The following is a 20,930-nucleotide window of genomic DNA, read 5'->3' on the forward strand; positions in this document are numbered from 1 at the left end:
CGGTCGGTCCGGGGCGGGAGTGATGCCGCTTCCGCCCCGGACCGAGCGAGTGGGCGGGCGGTGGCGGTCAGCCGCCGTCCGACTCCGCTGCCACGGGAGCCCGTTCAGGGCCGGCCCCCGCCGTGCGATCCCGGCGGGGGAGCAGCAGCGGCGAGACGAGGAGCAGCGCACCGGCCAGTGCGATGGCCGCGCGGGGGCCCGTCCATGCGGCCAGTACGCCCCAGAGGGCGGTGGCCGCCGCGGTGGCGGCCTTGCCGGTGGCCGACCAGGCGGACAGGGTGCGGGTGACCCGGCCCGTCGGGGTGCGGTCGAGACGGAGTGTGGCGAGGACCGGATTGAACACGGCGCAGCAGGTGATCAGGCCGAACTCGACCACCATGACCAGGGCCAGGCCGGACGCGCCGGGGCCGGTGCAGGCCAGCCCGATCGGCCAGCAGGCCCGGAGCGTCCCGGCGGCGAGCAGGACCCGGTGCCGGCCGTGGCGCGCCACGAGTGGTGGGGCCAGGCGGGAGCCGAGCAGGCCGCCGGTGCACGGCACCGCGAAGGCGAGGGCGTACTGCCAGGGCGCGAAGTGCAGGTCGTCGACCATCAGGATCAGGAGCGGCGGGGACGCGGCCATGATCAGGGAGTTCGCCAGGAGCGTGTTGAAGAACAGCGGGCGCAGTGCCGGATCGGCCAGGATGTGGCGCCAGCCTTCCAGCAGGTCCCCGGCCCGGGTCAGCGCGGGTCCCGGTCGCGGCGGGAGCTTCTCGGCGTCGCCGATCGCCCGGATGCCGATCGCCGAGAGCAGATAGCTCACCGCGTCGGCCACCACCGTCGTCACCGGACCGAACAGGCCGATCGCGGCGCCGCCCAGCGGCGGACCGACCATGCTGGCGGTCCAGGTCGTCGCCTCGAACCGTCCGCTCGCCACGAGCAGGTCCTGCCGCGGCAGCAGGTCCTTCAGGAACGCCCCGGCCGCCGCGTTGAAGGTGATGTCGGCCGCCGCGACGGCCACCGACACCAGCAGCAACTGGCCGAAGCTCAGCCCGCCGAGGGCGAACGCCACGGGGATGCTCAGCAGCACCGCGCACCGGACCAGGTCCGTCGCCATCATCACCGGCCGTTTGCGGCGGATCTCCACCCACGGCCCGAGGGGCACCGACACCGCCGCGCCGACCGCCGGTCCCACCGCGGCCAGCAGCGACACCTGCGCCGGCCCGGCGTCCAGCGCCAGGACCGCGATCAGGGCGAACGCGTCGAACGCGAGCCATGTGCCGGCCGTGCTGACCGCGTACGCGCCCCACAGCCACCCGAACCGCCGCCCCAGCGACCGTCTGCCCGCCATCCCGGCGCACTCCCCGCTCTCGTGGACAACCCGGTGTTGTCAGGGAGTCATCCAAGCGAGCAGGGGGCTGGCCGGGCAAACAACCAGCGGTCACCCGCGCCACAACCAACCGTTGTGGCGCGCGGTGGTCCGAGGTGGAGTCTCAGCGCTGGTACAGCCCCACCAGCGTCCCGTCCGCGAGGCGGCGCTTCTCGACCTCCTCGTGCACCTGCTCCGCGCGCGGCGCGTCGGGCAGGACACACGGTTCGGACAGGGCGTAGAGCCGGAAGAAGTAGTGGTGGGCGTCGTCCCCCGGCGGGGGATGAGGGCCGCCCCAGCCGTGCTGGCCGTAGCCGTTGACGAGTTCCGTGCCGCCCGGCGGGCTCTGCCCGGCCTCGACGCCGTCGCTGTGCGGGTCGATGCCGACCACGACCCAGTGGGCGAAGGTGCCCGACGGGGCGTCGGGATCCTCGCACAGCAGAACCAGTTCGGCCGCGTCGTCCGGTACACCGCTCCAGGTCAGCGGCGGGGAGACGTTCGGTCCCTCGTACGAGTACCGGCGCGCGATGAAGGAGTGGTCGTTGAACGCGTTGCTGCTGAGTTCGATGCCGGTCATGTGCCCCGGGGTACCCCCGAGGGCCCAGGGGCACACGGTTCGGGGCCGATTCCCCGGGTACCCGCCCGGGCGAGCCGGAACGAGGCGGGGGAGGGAGGAACCCGACGATGTCTCCCCTGACAGAAGACCCCGCGGCGAGCGCGCGGGAGGACCGGCGCGCCCCCGCCCGCACCGCCCGGCTGCGCAGCCGCATCCCCGAGCCCGACGAGGAACCGGACCTTCTCGGCCAGTACCTCGGGCAGATCTCCGCGACCCCGCTGCTCACCGCGGAGGACGAGGTGCGGCTGGCCCGGCGGATGCAGACCGGCCTGCGGGCGCTGGAGGAACTGGACCTGGCCGACGCCGGTGGAAGCGACCTCACGGCGAAGCACCGCCGGGAACTGGAGGCGGCCGTCCGCGACGGGCAGGCGGCCAAGGACCACATGGTCCGGGCCAACCTCCGGCTCGTGGTGTCGATGGCCAAGCGGCACGCCCACCGCGGTCTGCCCCTGCTGGACGTCATCCAGGAGGGGAACCTGGGGCTGATCCGGGCCGTGGAGAAGTTCGACCACACCAAGGGCTTCAAGTTCTCCACGTACGCGACCTGGTGGATCCGCCAGGCGATCGAGCGGGGCCTGGCCGCGCACGCGCGCTCCGTCCGGCTGCCGATGCACGTCGTGGAGCAGCTGCAGAAGATCGCCAAGGTCGAGCGGCGGCTGCGCCTCGACCTGGAGCGTGAGCCGAGCGTCGAGGAGGTGGCCCGGGAGAGCGGCGTCGCCGAGGACAGGATCGGCTGGCTGCGCCACGTCGGACGGGACGCCGTCAGCCTGGACACGCCGGTGGACGAGAAGGGCGAGACCGTGGTCGGCGACCTCATCCCCGACACGGAGGTGCTCCAAGCCCCGGAGGTGGCCGAGTTCCGGGCGCTCGCCGAGGAACTCCGCGAGGCCGTCGGCACGCTCGCGCCCCGCGAGGCCATGATCCTCAGCCTGCGCTACGGGCTGCACGACGGCCACACCCGCACCCTGAACGAGGTCGCGCGGCGGGTCGGACTGACCCGTGAGCGGGTCCGCCGGCTCGAGAAGGAGTCGCTCGCCCGGCTGCGGGAGCCGGGCAACCGCGAACGGCTGGTGGCCTGGGCGGGCTGACCTCCCACGTCCTCCCACGTCACGCGGCCGGCGCCGGAACGACCAGCGAACCGTCGGCCGCCTGCCGCATCCCCACCCCACCGCTGATCCGGTCCAGCGTGTCGCACAGCCAGGCACGGTCCTCCCCGGACGCGGGCTCCAGCCGCATCCGCCGCGCCCGGAACGGCATCATGCGCAGGCCCGCCAGCCGTCCGCTGTCCGCCGCGACCGAGACGAGGAAGGCGAGCCGCAGGTCGTCGCGGTACTCCTCGTATCCGGAGATGCCCTCGTAGTCGTCGACGAAGTCCCCGCAGCCGTAGAGGATCAGCCGGTCCCGGTACACCTCCAGCGGGCGGGGATGGTGTGAGGAGTGCCCGTGGACGACGTCGGCACCACCGTCGATCAGGGCGTGCGCGAAGCGGACCTGCTCCCCGGGGACGCGATACCCCCAGTTCGAGCCCCAGTGCACGGACACCACGGCGAGGCCACCGGCCCGTCCCAGCCGCCGTAGCACGGCCTCGGCCGCGCCCGGCGAGTAGTCGGGCACGTACGCCACACCCGGCCGGTCCGCCGTCGCCGCCCAGCCGGACGGGATACCGCTGGAGCGCGCCCCGAGGGCGAACACCCGCAGCCGGCGGCCGCCGGGGAGCGGGACCACCGCGGGTGCGTACGCCTCCTCGGCGTCGCGTCCCGCGCCCGCCGTCCGCAGGCCCGCCAGGGCCAGCGCCTCCAGGGTCTCCAGCAGGCCCGGGCGGCCGAAGTCCAGGACGTGGTTGTTGGCGAGGACGGTCACGTCGGGCCGGGCCACGGCCAGGGCCGGCAGGTTCGCCGGGTGCATCCGGTAGTGGACCTCCTTGCCGGGGGCGAAGGTGCCGCCGCGCGTCACCGACGTCTCCAGGTTCACGATCCGGGCGTCCGGGTCGGCCTCGTCCAGCACCCGCAGCGCCTCACCCCACGGCCACGACGCGGCCACGGGCACGGGCACCGGTCCGTGCACCGACTCCGCCAGCCGGACGTAGGACCGGGCGTCCGCGACGTACGCCTCCCGCAGTGCCGGATCGCCGGGGTGCGCGAGGATCTGGTCGACGCCGCGCCCGAGCATCACGTCACCGCACAGGAACAGCGTCACGACGCCGCCGCCCATCCCTCCACGATAGGCGTACTCCCACCGCCGGGGTCAGGCGTCGACCGTCACCGCACACGACCAGCCGTACGGGTCCGGCCCGATCCGCAGCTCGTTCCACGCCACCGCCGTCGGGACCGACCCCGTGATCTCCACGTCCGTGATGCCGGTGACCGCCAGCCGCACGTCCAGGCCGCCGTCGGCCTCGTCCGCCTCCACGTCCACGGGCACCTGGCCGTACTCCTCCAGCCGGAAGATGATCTCGTCCAGCAGCGAGGCGAGCAGGTCGTCGTCGCTGGCCTCGGCCAGCTGCACCCGGTCCACGGCGGTGGGCCGCACCCCGGAGAGGTCCGCGAAACACTCCACCATCGCCAGGACGGCCTCGGCCAGACAATGCTCTCTGCACGCCGCCCACGCCTCGATCCGGATGTCGCCGGGATGCGGCACCGCCCGGTGCCCGCACTCGCCCGGCTGCCGCCCTTGCCCGCCGTAGCCCGTGTCGCCGCCCATCTACATCGCCTGCCCGAGGCTCGCCCGCCCATGCCGCCCGGATCCGGTGCGTGGATCAGACGGGCTCGTCGGCGAGGTACGGCGGCGCCGGGTCGTACTGGATGCGGCGCCGTACCGCCCGCGCGTGCTCCCGGCCGTGCAGGCGCCCGACCAGCCACAACGCACTGTCGATCCCGGCCGAGACGCCCTGGCTGGTGACCAGGTGGCCGTCGACCACATAGCGGGCGTCCCGGACCACGGTCACGTCCCCCAGCGCCTCCAAGGTGTCCTCCTGGCTCCAGTGCGTGGCCACCCGGCGTCCCCGGGCGGGCCCGGCGGCGTGCAGCAGGAACGTGCCGGTGCACACGCCGTGCACCCACGCGGCCCGCTCCGCGGTCCTGCCGATCCAGTCGGTCACCACCGGGTTGTGCAGCTGGGCCTCACGCGCGCCCAGCCCGCCCGGTACATGCAGCACGTCCAGCGGCGGATGGTCGTCGAGGGTGTGGTCGGGCAGGACGCGCAGGCCCTTGTTGCACCGCACGGGCCCGGGGTGCTCGGCGACGAGCACGGCCGTGTCGGCGCTGTCCCGGAGCCGGGCGGAGACGGTGAAGACCTCCCAGGGCCCCACGAAGTCGAGCTCCTCGGCGTCCTCGAAGACCAGCAGGCCGTAGGTCGTCATGCGCTTCATCCTTCCTCTGCGGGATCCGCCAGGGGCCCTGTGGTGGAGCGGAACCTGGCGCGGTAGTCCGACGGCGCGACACCGAGCCGGCGGTGGAACGTGCGGCGCAAGGTCTCGGCGGTGGCGAAGCCGTAGCGGCGGGCGATGGCCTCGACCGGTTCGTCCCCGTCCGTGAGCGCGCGCCGGGCCGCCTCGACGCGCACTCGCTCGACGTACGCCGCCGGCGGCGCGCCGAGTTCGGCGGTGAAGCGGCGCTGCAGGTGACGCGGGCTCAGCCCGGCGTGCGCGGCGAGGCCGGCGATGTCGTGCCGGGCGCCCGGGTCGCAGTGGATCGCGGTGACGGCGGCCCGCACCGGGTCCGTCGACGGCTGCCGCGACCACAGCGCCACGCTGAACTGCGACTGGCCGCCCGGACGGCGCAGGAACAGCACCAGCCGTCGGGCCACCTCGTGCGCGACGTCCCGGCCGAGGTCGTCCTCCACCAGGGCGAGCGCCAGATCCATCCCGGCCGTCACTCCGGCCGACGTCCACACCCGCCCGTCCCGGACGAAGATCGGGTCGCAGTCCACGCGCGCCTCGGGATGCTCGCGGGCCAGCTGCTCCGCACGGGCCCAGTGCGTGGTGACCCGCCGCCCGTCCAGCAGCCCCGCCGCCGCCAGCAGGAACACCCCGCTGCACACCGAGGCCACCCGCCGGGCACCGGCCGCCGCGGCGGCGACCCAGGCGACGAGTGCCTCGTCCTCCCGGGCCCGGTCCACGCCCTGGCCACCGACCACCACGAGGGTGTCCGTCCCGGCCGGGTCGAGGTCCGCCACGCCGTGGGCGGCATGCATGACCAGCCCGCTCACCGACCGGACCGGCCCCGCCCGGGTCGCCACGACCTCACAGGCGTACTCGCCCGCGCTGTGGAACACCTCGTGCGGTCCGGTGAGATCGAGCGGCTGGAAGCCGTCGAAGACGACGAAGACGATACGGCGATCGGTCACGCCCCTCACGCTCCATCGGCCCGCGGCATGGCGTCAACGACACGCACCCCACAGATCGCGCCATGGGACGTCCGGCGCAGCGTGGGTACCACGGGAACCAGGGGAGAGGAGGCTGACGATGATCTCCCGGACGGTCACCCTGCCCGCGGCCGGCGCGGACCTCACCGGCGACCTGACCGTGCCGCCGGACGCCCGCGCGGTCGTGCTGTTCGCGCACGGCAGCGGCAGCTCCCGGCACAGTCCCCGCAACCGCGAGGTCGCCGCGGGCCTGCGCACCGCCGGGCTCGGCACCCTGCTGATCGACCTGCTCAGCGAGGAGGAGGAACGGCAGGACGCGGTCACCGCCGAACTCCGCTTCGACATCCCCCTGCTGGGCCGCCGGCTGGTGGCCGCCCTCGACTGGCTGGCGCGGGAGCCCGGTACCTCGGACCTGCCCGTCGTTCTCTTCGGGGCCAGTACCGGCGCGGGCGCGGCCCTGGTCGCCGCCGCGCAGCGTCCCGAACGGGTACGGGCGGTCGTCTCGCGCGGCGGACGGCCCGACCTGGCGGGTGACGCCCTGGACGCCGTACGGGCCCCGGTGCTGCTGATCGTGGGCGGCCGGGACACGCACGTGCTGCGGCTCAACGAGGAGGCGGCTCGGCGGCTGCCCGCCCCGCACACCCTGCACGTCGTGCCCGGCGCCACCCATCTGTTCGAGGAGCCGGGCGCACTCGACCAGGTCACCGAGGCGGCCCGCCAGTGGTGCGACGAGCAGGTGCGGGCCGGCACCGGCCGATGAGGGCCGGGTCCGGGAGGCGTGCATCGTCCGGCGGGTGCGGGGGTACGCGGGAGCCGGACCGGCCGAGGGTCCTCTCCGTGCGGGAAGCAGAGGTGACCGTCATGCGGTTCCGTGATCGCCGGCAGGCCGGTGAGGAACTGGCCGAAACACTGCGCACCCGGCAGCGCGAGGGGGCCCTGCCCGATCCCCTCGTCCTCGCCCTGCCCCGCGGCGGTGTCGCCGTGGCGCGCGAGGTCGCCGCCGCGCTGGACGCCCCGCTCGACGTGCTCGTCGTACGGAAGATCGGGGCGCCCCACCAGGAGGAGCTCGGCGTCGGCGCGATGGCCGGGGACGAGGTGCCGCTCCTCGACGAGGACGCCCTGCGCCACCTCGGTCTCGGCGAGGCCGCCCTCGCCCCCGTCATCGAGCGGGAGCGCGCCGAACTGCGGCGCCGCGAGCGGCTGTACCGGCAGGGCCGCCCCGCGCCGGACCTGCGCGGACGGACCGTGATCGTCGTCGACGACGGCCTGGCGACCGGCTCCACGGCCCGCGCCGCGCTGCGCTCCGTACGCCGTCAGGCGCCCGGGAAGCTGCTGCTGGCCGCGCCCGTGTGCTCCCCGGAGGGGGCCGAGCTGATGCGCGCCGAGGCCGACGAGGTGATCTGTCTGCACTGCCCGGCCGCGTTCATGGCCGTGGGCCTGTGGTACGAGAACTTCGACCAGCTGACGGACCAGGACGTCCTGGAGGCGCTCCAGGTACAGCTTTGACCCATTGTTCACCTGGCAGGTATGGCGGAAATAAGCCCACCGGACAACGATGTCCCTTCCCCACACCTGCAACAGGAGCAACAAGTGAACGTCTCGCTGTCCGTGTGGCTGCTGACCGTGGCAGCCCTGTGCGTGCTCGTCGCCGTCGACTTCTTCGTCGGCCGCAAGCCGCACGACGTGTCCATCAGAGAAGCCGGGACCTGGACGGTGGCGTGGATCGTCCTGGCCGTGCTGTTCGGGGTGGGGCTGTGGTACTTCGGTGGGAGCGGGCCCACGGGCGAGTTCTTCGCCGGGTACATCACCGAGAAGTCGCTCAGCGTCGACAACCTCTTCGTCTTCGTCCTGATCATGGGGAAGTTCGCGGTGCCGTCGCAGTACCAGCAGCGGGTGCTGATGGTCGGCGTCCTGATGGCCCTGGTGCTGCGGGCCGTGTTCATCGCGGCCGGCGCGGCGATCATCTCCACCTTCTCCTGGGTCTTCTACCTCTTCGGCGCCTTCCTGATCTGGACCGCCTGGAAGCTGGTCCAGGACGCCCGCACCCAGGACCACGAGGAGGAGTACCAGGAGAACAAGCTGCTGAAGATGGCGGAGCAGCGCTTCGGCGTGGCCGACCGCTATCACGGCACCAAGCTGTTCATCACCGAGAACGGCAAGCGCATCATGACGCCGATGCTGGTCGTGATGCTCGCGATCGGCTCCACCGATGTGCTGTTCGCCCTCGACTCCATCCCGGCCATCTACGGGCTGACGCAGGACCCGTACATCGTCTTCACGGCCAACGCGTTCGCCCTGATGGGTCTGCGCCAGCTGTACTTCCTCATCGGCGGCCTGCTGAAGAAGCTGGTCCACCTCTCCTACGGCCTGTCGATCATCCTCGGCTTCATCGGCGTGAAGCTGGTGCTGCACGCGCTGCACGAGTCGGGCGTGCACGTCCCCGAGATCGGCATCCCCTTCTCCCTGGGCTTCATCGTGCTCGTCCTGGCGGTGACGACGTTCACGAGCCTGCGGGCGTCGAAGAAGCAGGAGACCGAGGCGGCGGCACAGCCCGGCGCGGAGTCCCGCTAGGCAGCCGGGGGAGGATCCGCCGTCAGACGACGCCGTCCGCGCGCAGGGCCGCCACCTCCTCGGCGGTGCGGCCCAGTTCGGTGAGGATCGCCTCGGTGTGCTCGCCCACCGCCGGCACGGGGTCCATGCGCGCGGACAGGCCCGCGAGGTCGGCGGGCGGCAGCAGGGCCTCCACGGTGGCGCCCGGCACCTCGACCTCGCTCCAGCGGCCACGGGCGGCGAGCACGGGGTGGTCCAGGAAGGCGGCGACGTCGTTGACCCCGGCGCAGGCGATGCCGATGCGCTCCAGGTCCTTGAGGATCTCGTCCGAGCCGGAGCGGGCGAAACGCTCGGCGACGACGGTGTTGAGCTCCTCGCGGTGGGCGACACGGTCGGAGCCCGTGGCGAAGCGCGGATCGTCGACCAGCTCCGGACGGCCGAGGAACTCGGCGCACAGGGCCACCCATTCCCGCTCGTTCTGGATGGAGAACAGCACCTCCTTGCCGTCGGCGGCGGTGTACGTCCCGTACGGCGCGATGGTCGCGTGCTGGGTGCCCAGGCGCGGGGGCTGCGCGCCGCCGTACCGGGTGTAGTAGGCGGGCTGGCCCATCCACTCCGCGAGCGCCTCGAACAGTGACACCTCCACGGGGTGGGCCTCGCCGGTGGTGGCGCGGGTGTACAGGGCGGTGAGGACGCCGCTGTAGGCGTACATCCCGGCGGCGATGTCGGCGACGGAGATCCCGGTCCGGGCGGTCCCCTCGGGGGTTCCGGTCAGTGACACCAGCCCGGTCTGGCACTGCACGAGCAGGTCGTAGGCCTTGCGGTCGGCCCAGGGGCCGGTGGTGCCCCAGCCGGATATCGTGCACGGGATCAGGTTCGGGCGGCGGCCGGTGACGGTCGCGGCGTCCAGACCGAGCCGGGCGGCGGCGCCCGGGGCGAGGTTCTGCACGAAGACGTCGGCGCCGTCGAGGAGGTCGTGCAGGATCTCGTGGCCCCGGGGGTCCTTCAGATCCAGCGTGAGGGATTCCTTGGAGCGGTTGAGCCAGACGAAGTAGCTGGAATGACCGTGCACGGTCGTGTCGTACCGGCGGGCGAAGTCGCCGCCGCCCGGCCGCTCCACCTTGATCACCCGGGCTCCGAGGTCGGCGAGCTGCCGTGTGGCGTAGGGCGCGGCCACGGCCTGCTCCAGGCTGACCACCGTGACCCCGGCCAGGGGATACCGCTGCACGCTCATGCCTCAAGCTCCTGAATCGTGGTACGGAGGGCGCTCGGACAGTCTGCCGCAGGGGGAGGCCACAGGGGCGGGCCGCCGACGCGATCCGGATCACGCCGGTCGGTGGTTTCGCGGGCGGCGGCGCCGGTGGGGTGCGGCTTTCGGCGGCGCGACGCAGCGCAGGGCCGGCGTGCGGCGGGCACGGCCCGGGCCTGTGACCTTCAGGGCCTGGCCAACTGGCGCATCGTCAGAGCCAGTTGCAGCCGAAGCCGGCCCTGTGGGGTGCGGATCGGCCAGCCGAGGAGGTGCTCGGCGTGGGCCAGGCGGTCCTGGAGCGTGGAGTGGTGGACGTTGATCCCGGTGGCGGCCGCCCGCAGGCTCGTCGTGGACGCGACCGCGTGCAGGGTGGCCGGCAACCAGGGGGCGGTCGCCGCGGCGTTCTCCAGCGCACGGACGTCGGGTGGCGGCTCGGAGCCCGGCGCGACGAGATCGGCGAGGAGGGCGATACCGCCCAGCTCGTCGGCGTACACGACTCGGGGCCCGGGGTCCTGAGGGGTGCCCTCGGCGGTGAACCGCAGCGCGGTACGGGCCTCGGCCCAGGAGCGGGGCAGGTCGAGCACAGCGACGGCGGATCCGACACCGAGGCGCCCGGAAGGGAGACGGGGATCCGGGGGCAGGGGCCGGCGGCCGGTGACGGTCGCGGCCGGGGCGGCGGCCGGTCCGGTCCGGGGACGGGGTGCGGCCTGCGCGGTGGTGAAGGGGTGAGCTTCGAGGGTGGGCGTCCCCGCGTGGGAACGGGAGCCGGGCGCGGTCCGGGCGGCGGCCGGGTGTGCGGGTCGAGCTTCGGGAGGGAACGCCTCCGCGCCGTCGCGGGGACGCGTGCCCCGGGCAGCCGCCGGGTGTGCGGGGCCGTCGGTCCGTGAGGGCGTGGCGCCGCCCGCGCGGTCGGGCCGGGAAGGGGCCGCCCCGGCGTGGGGCTGCTCTGCGGTGGCAGCGGTCGCGGTGTCCGCCGTGCCGCGCGCGGCGGTGGGGCGTGGAGCGTCTGCCGGGCTCGTGAGGCCGGTCCATGGCCGGGCGGTGGCTTCCGCGGCCGTTCGGCCTGCATCGGGAACGGCCTCCGTGCCGGCGGGTATCACCCGTGGCCCGCCGTTCAGCGGGGCGAGAGCCCGGGCCGGGGCAGTCGGGTCCAGGCCGAGGCGGCGGGCGGCGTGCAGACGGGCCTGTTCGGGGGCCGTGGCGTCGAGGAGGGTCTCGATCAGCGCCGGATCGTCGGCCGGGGCCCGGCCGCGGGTGCGGTCGAGAACGAGCCGTACGGCACCGGCTGCCCGTTCCAGGATCACGGCGTCGACGACGCTGGGGACTACCTCCACGTGCTGCGCGTCGCCCTTCCGGGGCGCGGCGGGCCGCGTGTCGCCCTGTTGCGCCGCGGGGCCGCTGGGCTCGGCGTCGCCTCGCCCCCGCTCCAGCCACAACACCGCCGCACTGTCCGGGCTCAATCGCGCGGAGGGCCAGGCGGGGTCCGGTGGGGCTCCGGTGTCACGCCGCGTGCCGTCGGTCTCCACCCGGACGTGCACGCGTCGCTCCGGATCCACCAGCCGGGCCGGGCAGCCGGCCAGGACCGCGGCGCCGCGCACGAGCGCCTCCACTCCGGCCCTGGACTCGGCCAGGCGGTCGAAGTAGGCGATGACCCGGACCGCCGCACCGGCATCCGGGTCGAGGGCGGTCAGCCGCCCGGCCAGCTCTTTCATAGGCCCATGGTGCGGTATGCGGCCGCGTTTGCGGGCCGTCGGCGTTCGACGGTTTCACCGGGGCCCGCCGCTCTCGGCGCCTCACACCGCCAACAGTCTCCGCAGCCAGGCCACCTGCGCGCCCCGAGCGGCCTGCGACAGGGCCGCCTGCGGTGCGAACCCGTCGAAACCATGGAAGCCGCCCGGCCACACATGCAGCTCGGCCACCCCGCCGGCCTGCCAGATACGCGACGCATAGGCGACGACCTCATCGCGGAAGGTCTCCGCCGAGCCGACGTCGAGGAAGGCCGGAGGCAGCCCCGTCAGGTCCTCGGCCCGGGCCGGCGCCGCGTACGCCGACACGTCGGGGCCGCCGCGGCGCGAGCCCAGCAGCGCGGTCCAGCCGGTCTCGTTCGCGGTGCGGTCCCACACCCCGAGCCCCGCCATCTGGTGGCTCGAGGGCGTGTCGTTGCGGTCGTCGAGCATCGGGCACATCAGCACCTGCCCGATCGGCTGCGGGCCCTTGCGGTCCCGGGCGAGCAGGGCCAGGGCCGCGCACAGCCCGCCGCCGGCGCTCGCGCCCGCGAGGACGATCCGCTCGGGGTCGGCACCGAGTTCGGCGGCGTGATCCGCCGTCCACAGCAGCCCCGCGTAGACGTCCTCGACCGGCGCGGGGTGCGGATGCTCCGGCGCCAGCCGGTACTCCACGGACACCACGACCGCGTCCAGCGCCTGCGCCCACGCCAGCGGGACGTCCACCCCGACCCGGTTGTTCCCGATGATCATGCCGCCGCCGTGCACGTGGTAGATCACGGGGCGCGGCCCGGCTTCCGGCCCGGCCGGGCGGCAGATCAGCAGGGAGATGTCCGGCTCGCCCTGCGGCCCCGGCACCCGCCGGTCCTCCACCTCGAACGCCCCGCCCATCGTCAGGTCCAGCTCGGCCAGCATCTGGATGCCCGGGCCCTGGCGCACCTCTTCGATCTCGTCCGGCGTGAGCCCCGGACTGATCATGTCCTTGATCAGCTCCAGGGCGGCGGCGAGTTCGGGGTCGAACGGGGGCGGAACGTGCGTCATGGCGTCTCCTCACGCGAGGTCGCGGCGGCTCGTGCGGCCATGGTCGGTCCCAGGACCCGGTCCGTGGACGCCGCCGGGCGGCGGAAGCTGCCCGCCGTTCGGCGGGTGGTGCTGCCGGGCGAGGGAACCGAGGTGAGCGCGGCGCCGCGTGCGCACGTCTGCTGCGCGGGCTCGGCGGTCAGGGTAGCGGCCCGACGCCCCCGCACGGCGGGAGCCACCGGCTCCCGTGGCCCCGAGGCGTCGTCGTCTCGCAGGGTCCGCTGCCCGCCACGGCTATACCCTTTCGTACTACTTAGGCTGATCGATGCTGGTTGGCAGTCACCCGGCAGGGATGAGAATGCGGTGACGAGGGAGCAGCAGATGCCGGGGCTGCCCGGCGCACACCGCCCGGAGCAGGCCGACGGTCTGCCGTTCCACGCACCCGTTCTCGGTGCCGCGCGCACGGTGGCCGGGACTGCGGCCCTGGCGGCAGCTCTGCTGGGCCTGGTGGGCCTGGCCGGATGGATCTTCGAGGCCGAAGCGCTGACGAGCGGGCCCGGTGCCGTGGTGTCCATGAAGTCCAACACCGCGGTGGCCCTCGTAGCGCTCGGCCTCTCGTTGTCCGTGACCACCCGCGGTCAGATCCGCCCGCGGACGCTCGCCGCGGCCCGTGCGGCGGCGGCCCTGGCCGCCCTGGTCGGCACGCTCACCCTCGCGGAGTACCTGACCGGGGCAAGCCTGGGGATCGACGAGCTGCTCTTCCAGGACGACACCGGCGATGCGGGGACGCCGGGCCGGATGGCGCCGAACACGGCCGCGGCGCTGCTGCTCGCGGGGGCGGCCTCCCTGTGCGCCGGTGTGTCCCGGATCCCCGCCTGGGTGAGTCAGATCCCGGGCCTGGCCGTCGGAGCGCTCGGCATGCTGCGGCTGTACGGGGCCGCCTACGCGGTGCCCGAACTGGAGCGGTTCGGCGCCTACACCGGCATGGCCGTGCCCACCGCACTGGCTCTGGTGCTGCTGGGCACGGCCCTCTTCCTGGCCCGTCCGCGCGAGGGCCCCGCAGGGCTGCTGACGAACGCGGGCACGACCGGGGCGCTGGGGCGATGGCTGTTCGTCACCGTCGTGATCGTGCCGCCGCTGCTGGGATGGGCGGTCCTGGCGGGTGAGGACGCGGGGGTGTTCGGGGCGCGGCTGGGCACCGCGCTGCTCGTCTGCGGTCTCGTGGCCGTGTTCACGACGGTGACCTTCGCGACCCTGGCCGTGGGCCGCCGGGTCGAGGTGGCGCACGCCCGTCTCGAGTGGCAGGTGCGCCAGAACGCACTGCTGCAGGACTTCATGGACCACACGCCCGCGGTGGTGTTCATCAAGGACCTGCACGGCCGCTTCCTGGCGGTCAACACGACGTTCGAGCGGAGCCTGAACCTCCCCCGGGACCAGGTCCTGGGGCGCCGGGACCTGGACGTCATGCCGTCCGACCTCGCGCGTCAGGCGCGGGCCGCCGACCTCGCGATGCTGGCGGAGGGCAAGCCCGTGCAGCGAGAGGAACGGCTCGCCGTGCCGGGAGGCCCGCGGGAGTTCCTCTCCACCCTCTTCCCCCTCAACGACGCCTCCGGTACGCCCTACGCCGTGTGCGGCGTGGTCACCGACATCACCGAGCGCGTCGCGGCCCAGCGCGAGGTCCAGCGGTCCCACCGGCGGTTCCTCGCGCTGCTGGAGTCCGCTCCCGACGCCACCCTGATCACGGACGGCGACGGCACCGTCGTCATGGCCAACCCGCAGGTGAATCACCTCTTCGGCCGTGCGCCGGGCGATCTCGTCGGCACCGAGGTGGTCTGCCTGGTGCCCGCCGCTCGGCGCCGACGGCACGGCGCACTCCTCGATGCCTATCTCCGCCGGCGTGATCCGCGGCCGGCGGTTGTGGACAAGGGCCTGTACGGGCTGCGCGGCGACGGTTCCGAGTTCCCCGTCGAGGTGAGCGTCAGCAGTCTTCGGTCCGAGCAGGAGACCCTGGTGGTCCTGACCGTCCGGGACATCACCGAGCGCAGACGGCTGGAGGCCGAACGCGCCGAGCGCTACGAGCAGCAGCGGCGGATCGCCCTCACCCTGCAGCACAGCCTCATGGGGGAGCCGCCCCACCTGGCGTACCTGCCCAGCGCCTACCGGTACCTGGCGTCCGTCCAGGGCCCCGGAGTCGGAGGCGACTGGTTCGACGTCATTCCACTCGACGAGCGCCGCACCGGCGTCCTCGTCGGCGACGTGATGGGCCGGGGCCTGGAGGCCGCGGCCGTCATGGGGCAGTTGCGCGCCGCCTCCCACGCCCTGGCCCGCACGGGTGCCACGCCCAGCGGGCTCATGACCGCCCTCGACGCGTTCGTCGGCGACCTGCCGGATCAGATGGTCACCTGCCTCTATCTGATCCTGGACCAGGGCAGGCACGAGGTCACCCTGTGCTCGGCGGGGCACCTGCCCGTCATCGCCCTGCCGCCCGACGGGCCCGCCTGCCGGCTGGGGGTGCCGGTCGGTGTGCCGCTGGGCGTCAACGACGCCGGATACGGGATGCCGTTCGAGGAGGCCACCAGGGCGCTGCCGCCGGGCAGCGCCCTCGTGCTCTACACCGACGGGCTGGTCGAAAGGCCCGGAACCGACATCGAGGCCCAGATCGATGTCCTGATCCACACCGTCGACGTCGCGCTGAAGGGCGCTCCCGTCGACGACCCGGGCACCCTCGACCGGGCGGCGGACCGGCTGATCAGGACCCTCATCGCGGACACGGCCGCCTATGACGACGACGTGACGTTGCTCGTGATCGGTGTCCCAGGGCCGGCCGCGGACGGCGCCGACGGCTGATCGCCGGCCCCCGCCGTGCAGTCTCCGGACGGGCGGCGCCCGCCGCGGCCCCGTGCGCGCCGCGCTCCGCGCACCGGCCGGTGGGCGGCTGACCGGCCGGGCCGGCCTCCGGCCGCGAGGCGGACTGGCCGTCGACGCCGCCGGGTCCGCGATGTGCGCCGGCGCCGCATCTGTCGCACGTCTCCGACCGCGCGCCACTCCACCGGCATCCGATCCCCCGTACACGGGCCGATCGCCGTGACCCGCCCCACGGCACTGCCGCCGACCGAGGGCTGGTCCACCGCAACCGCAGTGGCCGAAAATGTGTCTCTCAACGCGCGACCGGGCCGCTTCGCCGATGGCGGGGCCGCGGTGGCGAGGCGGCCTGGGGGGCTGGAATGAACACATGGGCAGTGCCCGGATACACGGAGTCGCTCGAACTCGGGTCGGGGGCGAGCGGGCGGGTCGTACTCGCCGTGCACGAGGAGACCGGCGTGCCCGTGGCCGTGAAGTACCTCAGCGAGACCCTGCGCGGCCGGCCGGGCTTCGTGCACGACTTCCGGGCGGAGGCGCGGCTGCTCGGCGGCCTCGAGAGCCCGTACGTCGCCGGGTTGTACGAGTACGTGGAGAGCCCGGACGGCGCCGCCATCGTGATGGAGCTGGTCGACGGCGTCTCGCTGCGGGCGCTGCTGAAGCGGGAGGGCCCGCTCGGCCCCGAGGCCGCGCTCGCCGTCCTCAAGGGCTCGTTGCTCGGCCTGGCCGACGCGCACCGCGTCGGCGTCGTCCACCGCGACTACAAGCCGGAGAACGTCCTGGTCGTGCCGGACGGGTCCTCCAAGCTCGTCGACTTCGGCATCGCCGTGGACACGGGCAGCAGCGCGGGTGTGGCGGGAACTCCCTCCTACATGGCCCCCGAGCAGTGGACCGGCGCCCCCGCCTCGCCCGCAGCGGACGTGTACGCGGCCACGGCCACCTTCTTCGAGTGCCTGACGGGTCACAAGCCGTTCGCGGGCGACAACATCGCGGAGCTCGCGCTGCAGCACGTCGACGCACCCGTCCCCGCCGATCAGGCCCCCGAGGCGGTGCGGGAGCTGATCCGCCGTGGTCTGGCCAAGGACCCGCGGGAACGGCCCGCACAGGCCGAGGCGTTCGTCGGAGAACTGGAAGCCGCTGCCGGCGCCGCCTACGGCCCCGACTGGGAGGAACGCGGCCGGGGCCGGCTCGCCGCACTGGTGGCACTGCTGCCGCTGCTCCTGCCCTCGGCCCGCAACGCCACCCGGAGCCACACGGACACCGCGCGCACGGTGCTGAGCCGGAACCCGGGACCCGGCGGGGCGCGGTCGTGGCTGCCCGGCCGACCAGGACTGCTCGTCTCCGGCGCCGCCGTACTCCTCGCTGCCCTCCTGACCTACGGCCTCCCGTACGACCCGGGGGCCGCGGCGCAGCGAACGGCGCAGGCCCTGGCCACCACCGGTGCCCGGCCCGGCGCCGAGCCGCCGGCGCCCGCCGCCCCTACCGGCTCGTCCCCCTCACCGTCCTCCACGCCCGCCGCGGCCGGCCTGTCGCCGTCGCCCACCGTGTCCGCCACGGGCCCGGCGCCCACCGGCACCGGCGAGTCGCCGGCCGCCGCCACCTCGGCGGCCGGCCAGGAGACGTCGGCGCCCGGCGCGGCGAGCACCGCGGCGATACCCACGACCGCTGCCCCCACCTCACCTGCCGGTGCCACCGTCAAGGACGTCGCCGTGTCGGCCTTCCGGCAGACGGGCCCCTCGACCGCCACCGCGACCGTCGACATCACCACGGACGGCACCGGCCCGCTCTCCCTCACCGTCTCCTGGTTCACGGGCGACACGGCCGGACAGCCGGGCAGCCCGGACGGCGCGTCCCAGACCTTCGAGCGCAGCGGAGCCACCCAGTACACGCTCACCGTCGACCACACCTTCCAGAACCCCGGCTGCTACTGGACGGTGCAGGCCACGACCACCCCGGCCGCCGCCGACGGCGGCGCCTCGCAGCAGATCCTGACCAGACGGTGCTCCCTGCGATGACCGCCCGCGACGACGACCGCGTCCCCACGCCCGCCGGCGAGCGCACCGAGGTGCCGCCACCCGCCGAGGAGCCCCGCTCCGCCGGCCACGACGCCGAGTACAGCGCCACCGTGCTGGCCGACCACTGGGTCCAGCGGCCCGAACCGGACGAGACCCTCGTCGAGCAGTCCTGGACGAAGACCCGCCCGACGCAGCCCGATCGCGTCGAGGGCACCGTGCTGCGGTTCGGCCCGGGCGTGACCGCCGCGCTCGCCCATCGCACCCACCGGACGCTCCCCGCCGTACCGTCGCCCCTCGCGCCCCCGGGCCGGCGGCTGCGCAGGCACGCCCTGCCCGCGCTGGTCGTGGTCTGCGTCCTGGCGTTCCTCGCCTGGCAGCGCCTCGGACCGCCCCTGGCGGTGACGGCGGTGACGGTCACGGCCCGGCCGACGGCTCTGGGGTGCGACGGCACCGCAGACCTCGTCGGCCTCGTCACCACGAACGGCCGCCCGGGCACGCTGTCCTACCGCTGGATCCGAAGCGACGGCACCGCCTCGGGCGTGCTGAGGGAAGTGCTGGTCCGGGGCCAGCGGCAGGCACGCCTTCACCTGCGCTGGACCTTCCAGGGCACGGGGCACCGCACGGCACAGGCCGAACTGCGCATCCTCTCCGGCACTCCGCGCACGGTCACCGCCCGCTTCGCGTACGACTGCCCCTGACCGGTCACCGCGCCGAAGCACGGCACCCCCTCCGTGCCGGTCGCTCTGTCATGACCCGGATCCGTACATTCGTACGGCAGGGCATACCGGCACCAGGCGTGCCGACGGCCACGCCGGTTGCGTGAACCTGGATCCGGGCTCAATGGCTCGCGGTACCCGACCGGACCGCCGGCCGGCTGCGGGAGACCACGCGCGTCCCGCACCCGTCGGCGACCCGGACCTGCAGCGAGCCGCACCCGCAACGCGTCCACTCCGTGCGGCCCGTCGCGGTGGTGTGCCGCGACAGCACCTGGAACGGCTCGCCCCGGTCCGGCCAGCCGCAGTGCGGGCAGGCGGTGGCATCCGTGCTGGTCATGACTGACTCCTCGTACGTCGTGGCTGGTTGACCGTCGCGACACAGCCAGGGTGCGTCGAAGGATCCGTACACGTCCAGGTTGACTTTGTGGACGTCACTGTGAAGCCTGGGCTTCATGATTGACCTGCGCCGACTGCACGTCCTGAGGGCGGTGGCCCACTACGGCACGGTCACCGCGGCCGCCCGGGCCCTGCACTTCACGCCGTCCGCCGCCTCCCAGCAGGTCCGGCAGCTCGCCCGGGACCTGGGGGTCGACCTGCTGGAGCCGCAGGGGCGCGGGGTGCGTCTCACTCCGGCCGCCGAGAGCCTGCTCGCGCACGCCGACGCCATCCAGGCCCGCTGGGACCAGGCCGAACTGGATCTACGGGCCGACCACGGGGCGCCTTCCGGGGTGCTGCGGGTGACCGGATTCCCGGTGGCCGTCTCGGTGCTGCTGGCGCCGATGGCGGCCCGACTGGGGGAGCGGCATCAGCGGTTGTCCGTCCGGATCACCGAGGCGGGTGTCCCGGAGAGCTTCGACCTGCTCTTCGAAGGCGATAACGACCTGGCGATCGTCGAGGCGACGCCGCACAACCCGCCGCTGAGCGACGCGCGGTTCGACCAGCAGCCGCTCCTCGACGACCCGTTCGACCTCGTCGTACCGGAAGGGCACCGGCTGGCGGGGCGGGCCCGGGTCGATCTCGCCGAGGCGGCGCGGGAGGCGTGGATCGCGCCGGTGGAGGACAGCCCCTGCCGTCCGCACGTCCTCTCCGCGTGCGGCGCGGCCGGGTTCACCCCCGAGGTCGTCCATCACGCCCTCGACTGGAACGTCTGCGCCCACCTTGTGGCCCACCGCCTCGGCGTCGCCCTCGTCCCGCGCCTGGCCCACCTGACCCCACACCTGCCGATCACCCGCGTCCGCTGCACCGGCAACCCCCACCGCAAGCTCCTGACCTGCACCCGGGGCGGCGTCCACCCCCGACCCGCGGTGGCGGCGGCACTCGAGGAACTACGGTCCCTGGCGCCCACGGCGGTGGCTTGAAGGACCGACGACCCGAGGCCCTGCCTCCGCCCGAGGTGCCCGAACGGTCCGAGGACCAGCCCCTGTCCGGAGGCGCGGCCGGCCCGGGGGCCTGACTCGTCCGAGGGGCCTGGGTGGTTCCCAGGGGCTGTACGGCCCGAGGGCGAGGGCCTTGGGCTGTCCGAGGCCCCGCCCTGTCCGATGTCCCGGCCGGTCCGGCGACCCGTCCCGAGCGATGGGCGCGAGCGGCCTGAGAGCCTGTCCCGTCCCAGTGACCGTCTCGTAGTCCGAGGCCCTTACCCGACCGCAGGCCCCGGCCGGCCCGAAGTGCCCGCGCGTCATCCCCGGGCGCGCGCCCCCAGGGCCCCTGCGCGTCACCCCCCAGGCGCCCCCACGCGCAGCCCGTCCATGACGAAGTCCAGTAGGCGGGTGGCGCGCGGCTGCCAGTCGGTGTGGGGGTCCATCGTCCACAGGCCGCCGATGGCGAGAAAGAGGTCGTCCGCCGTGATCCCGGGGCGGATGACGCCGGCCTCCTCGGCGGACCGGAGCAGGAGTTCGGCCGCCTCGGTCACCGGGGTGTGCCCGGGCTTCGCCGGCTGCCCGGGTGCGCTGGTGGCCTGGCGGATGGCGTCGGCCAGACCCGCCTTGGCCATGGCGAACCGTGCCAGCCGGTCCATCCACTCGCGCAGGGCCCGGTCGGGCTCCCGGCTCTCGAGCAGCGGCGCCGCGGTGTCGGCGACCTGCTGCATCTCGTGCCGGTAGATCTCCAGGACGAGTGCCTCACGGGTGGGGAAGTGGCGGTAGAAGGTGCCCTGCCCGACACCCGCCTTCTTGGCGATCGAGCTCAGCGGGGCGTCCGCCGAACGCGTCAGTTCCTCCAGCGCCACTTCCAGGATGCGCTCGCGGTTGCGCTGCGCGTCCGAGCGCAGGGGAGCATCCCTCTTCTGCCGCACTCGCCCTCCTCGCGGGCCGTGGCCGAAACCCGACCCTTGTTAAGCGGACAGTTGTCCGTTACGTTTTCCGAGTAACGGACAACTGTCCGCTTGCCTCATCGTATCGGCGTGCCGTCCGTGCGGACAGCCCGCGGCGGCCGTGCCCCGGACCGGGCCCGCCCCGCATCCCGCGCGGTCGCGTACC

General features: G+C 74.1%; 19 protein-coding genes. 8 read left to right on the plus strand and 11 right to left on the minus strand.

Going from position 1 to position 20,930, the window contains the following annotated elements; translation table 11 throughout:
• Positions 1 to 67: 67 nt before the first annotated feature.
• Positions 68 to 1,327 carry an MFS transporter gene (locus AB0G20_RS24830; protein WP_361306078.1) on the minus strand — a complete coding sequence of 420 codons (1,260 nt, stop codon included), beginning with the start codon at positions 1,325 to 1,327 and terminating at the stop codon, positions 68 to 70.
• 142 nt (positions 1,328 to 1,469) lie between these two features.
• A complete protein-coding gene (locus AB0G20_RS24835; RefSeq protein WP_361306080.1) occupies positions 1,470 to 1,922 on the minus strand; it encodes a YbhB/YbcL family Raf kinase inhibitor-like protein in 453 nt (150 codons plus the stop codon).
• A 107-nt stretch (positions 1,923 to 2,029) separates the two neighbouring features.
• Here AB0G20_RS24835 and AB0G20_RS24840 point away from each other — a divergent pair, with 107 nt between their 5' ends.
• The gene (locus AB0G20_RS24840; protein WP_361306082.1) at positions 2,030 to 3,049 is read left to right on the plus strand and encodes a sigma-70 family RNA polymerase sigma factor; all 1,020 of its coding nucleotides are present in this window, start codon (positions 2,030 to 2,032) and stop codon (positions 3,047 to 3,049) included.
• 19 nt (positions 3,050 to 3,068) lie between these two features.
• On the opposite strand, the gene AB0G20_RS24845 is transcribed toward AB0G20_RS24840, so the two are convergent.
• The 4 genes from AB0G20_RS24845 to AB0G20_RS24860 are packed head-to-tail and all read right to left on the minus strand — an operon-like array spanning position 3,069 to position 6,305.
• On the minus strand, positions 3,069 to 4,172 hold the full coding sequence (locus AB0G20_RS24845; RefSeq protein ID WP_361306084.1) for a CapA family protein: 1,104 nt from the start codon (positions 4,170 to 4,172) through the stop codon (positions 3,069 to 3,071).
• Positions 4,173 to 4,205: 33 nt separating this feature from the next.
• Complete coding sequence (locus tag AB0G20_RS24850; protein WP_361306086.1) at positions 4,206 to 4,661, minus strand: archease; 456 nt, start codon at positions 4,659 to 4,661, stop codon at positions 4,206 to 4,208.
• Between the two features lie 55 nt (positions 4,662 to 4,716).
• On the minus strand, positions 4,717 to 5,319 hold the full coding sequence (locus AB0G20_RS24855; RefSeq protein ID WP_361306088.1) for a DJ-1/PfpI family protein: 603 nt from the start codon (positions 5,317 to 5,319) through the stop codon (positions 4,717 to 4,719).
• A gap of 5 nt (positions 5,320 to 5,324) precedes the next feature.
• Positions 5,325 to 6,305, minus strand: coding sequence for a DJ-1/PfpI family protein (locus tag AB0G20_RS24860; protein ID WP_361306090.1), 981 nt, complete (start codon positions 6,303 to 6,305; stop codon positions 5,325 to 5,327).
• A 118-nt stretch (positions 6,306 to 6,423) separates the two neighbouring features.
• Between AB0G20_RS24860 and AB0G20_RS24865 the strand changes: the two genes are divergently transcribed.
• The 3 genes from AB0G20_RS24865 (at position 6,424) to AB0G20_RS24875 (ending at position 8,894) form a co-directional block, all read left to right on the plus strand.
• Entirely contained in the window at positions 6,424 to 7,083 is a 660-nt protein-coding gene (locus AB0G20_RS24865) for an alpha/beta family hydrolase (RefSeq protein WP_361306092.1), read from the plus strand.
• Positions 7,084 to 7,184: 101 nt separating this feature from the next.
• Entirely contained in the window at positions 7,185 to 7,829 is a 645-nt protein-coding gene (locus AB0G20_RS24870; protein WP_361306094.1) for a phosphoribosyltransferase family protein, read from the plus strand.
• Between the two features lie 84 nt (positions 7,830 to 7,913).
• Positions 7,914 to 8,894, plus strand: a complete 981-nt coding sequence (locus AB0G20_RS24875; RefSeq protein WP_361306096.1) for a TerC family protein — start codon at positions 7,914 to 7,916, stop codon at positions 8,892 to 8,894.
• 22 nt (positions 8,895 to 8,916) lie between these two features.
• Here the strand turns inward: AB0G20_RS24875 and AB0G20_RS24880 are convergent, their stop codons facing one another.
• From AB0G20_RS24880 to AB0G20_RS24890, 3 genes are all read right to left on the minus strand, one after another.
• A complete protein-coding gene (locus AB0G20_RS24880) occupies positions 8,917 to 10,107 on the minus strand; it encodes a CaiB/BaiF CoA-transferase family protein (RefSeq protein ID WP_361306098.1) in 1,191 nt (396 codons plus the stop codon).
• 200 nt (positions 10,108 to 10,307) lie between these two features.
• Positions 10,308 to 11,834, minus strand: coding sequence for a helix-turn-helix domain-containing protein (locus AB0G20_RS24885; protein WP_361306100.1), 1,527 nt, complete (start codon positions 11,832 to 11,834; stop codon positions 10,308 to 10,310).
• A gap of 81 nt (positions 11,835 to 11,915) precedes the next feature.
• Positions 11,916 to 12,887, minus strand: coding sequence for an alpha/beta hydrolase (locus tag AB0G20_RS24890; RefSeq protein ID WP_361306102.1), 972 nt, complete (start codon positions 12,885 to 12,887; stop codon positions 11,916 to 11,918).
• A gap of 342 nt (positions 12,888 to 13,229) precedes the next feature.
• Between AB0G20_RS24890 and AB0G20_RS24895 the strand changes: the two genes are divergently transcribed.
• The 3 genes from AB0G20_RS24895 (at position 13,230) to AB0G20_RS24905 (ending at position 18,438) form a co-directional block, all read left to right on the plus strand.
• Entirely contained in the window at positions 13,230 to 15,713 is a 2,484-nt protein-coding gene (locus AB0G20_RS24895) for a SpoIIE family protein phosphatase (protein WP_361306104.1), read from the plus strand.
• A 377-nt stretch (positions 15,714 to 16,090) separates the two neighbouring features.
• Positions 16,091 to 17,740, plus strand: coding sequence for a protein kinase (locus AB0G20_RS24900; protein ID WP_361306106.1), 1,650 nt, complete (start codon positions 16,091 to 16,093; stop codon positions 17,738 to 17,740).
• Positions 17,737 to 18,438 (plus strand): hypothetical protein, encoded by a 702-nt coding sequence (locus tag AB0G20_RS24905; protein WP_361306108.1) that lies wholly within the window; start codon positions 17,737 to 17,739, stop codon positions 18,436 to 18,438. Before AB0G20_RS24900 ends, AB0G20_RS24905 begins: the two co-directional genes overlap by 4 nt.
• Before the next feature lie 139 nt (positions 18,439 to 18,577).
• Here AB0G20_RS24905 and AB0G20_RS24910 read toward each other — a convergent pair whose 3' ends face one another.
• On the minus strand, positions 18,578 to 18,793 hold the full coding sequence (locus tag AB0G20_RS24910) for a hypothetical protein (RefSeq protein ID WP_361306110.1): 216 nt from the start codon (positions 18,791 to 18,793) through the stop codon (positions 18,578 to 18,580).
• 115 nt (positions 18,794 to 18,908) lie between these two features.
• On the opposite strand from AB0G20_RS24910, the gene AB0G20_RS24915 reads away from it, so the two are divergent.
• Positions 18,909 to 19,814 (plus strand): LysR family transcriptional regulator, encoded by a 906-nt coding sequence (locus AB0G20_RS24915; protein WP_361306112.1) that lies wholly within the window; start codon positions 18,909 to 18,911, stop codon positions 19,812 to 19,814.
• 353 nt (positions 19,815 to 20,167) lie between these two features.
• Here the strand turns inward: AB0G20_RS24915 and AB0G20_RS24920 are convergent, their stop codons facing one another.
• Positions 20,168 to 20,746, minus strand: a complete 579-nt coding sequence (locus AB0G20_RS24920) for a TetR/AcrR family transcriptional regulator (protein ID WP_361306114.1) — start codon at positions 20,744 to 20,746, stop codon at positions 20,168 to 20,170.
• Positions 20,747 to 20,930 lie beyond the last annotated feature (184 nt).

The organism is Streptomyces sp. NPDC024017 (genome assembly GCF_040638895.1).
GTDB lineage: Bacteria > Actinomycetota > Actinomycetes > Streptomycetales > Streptomycetaceae > Streptomyces.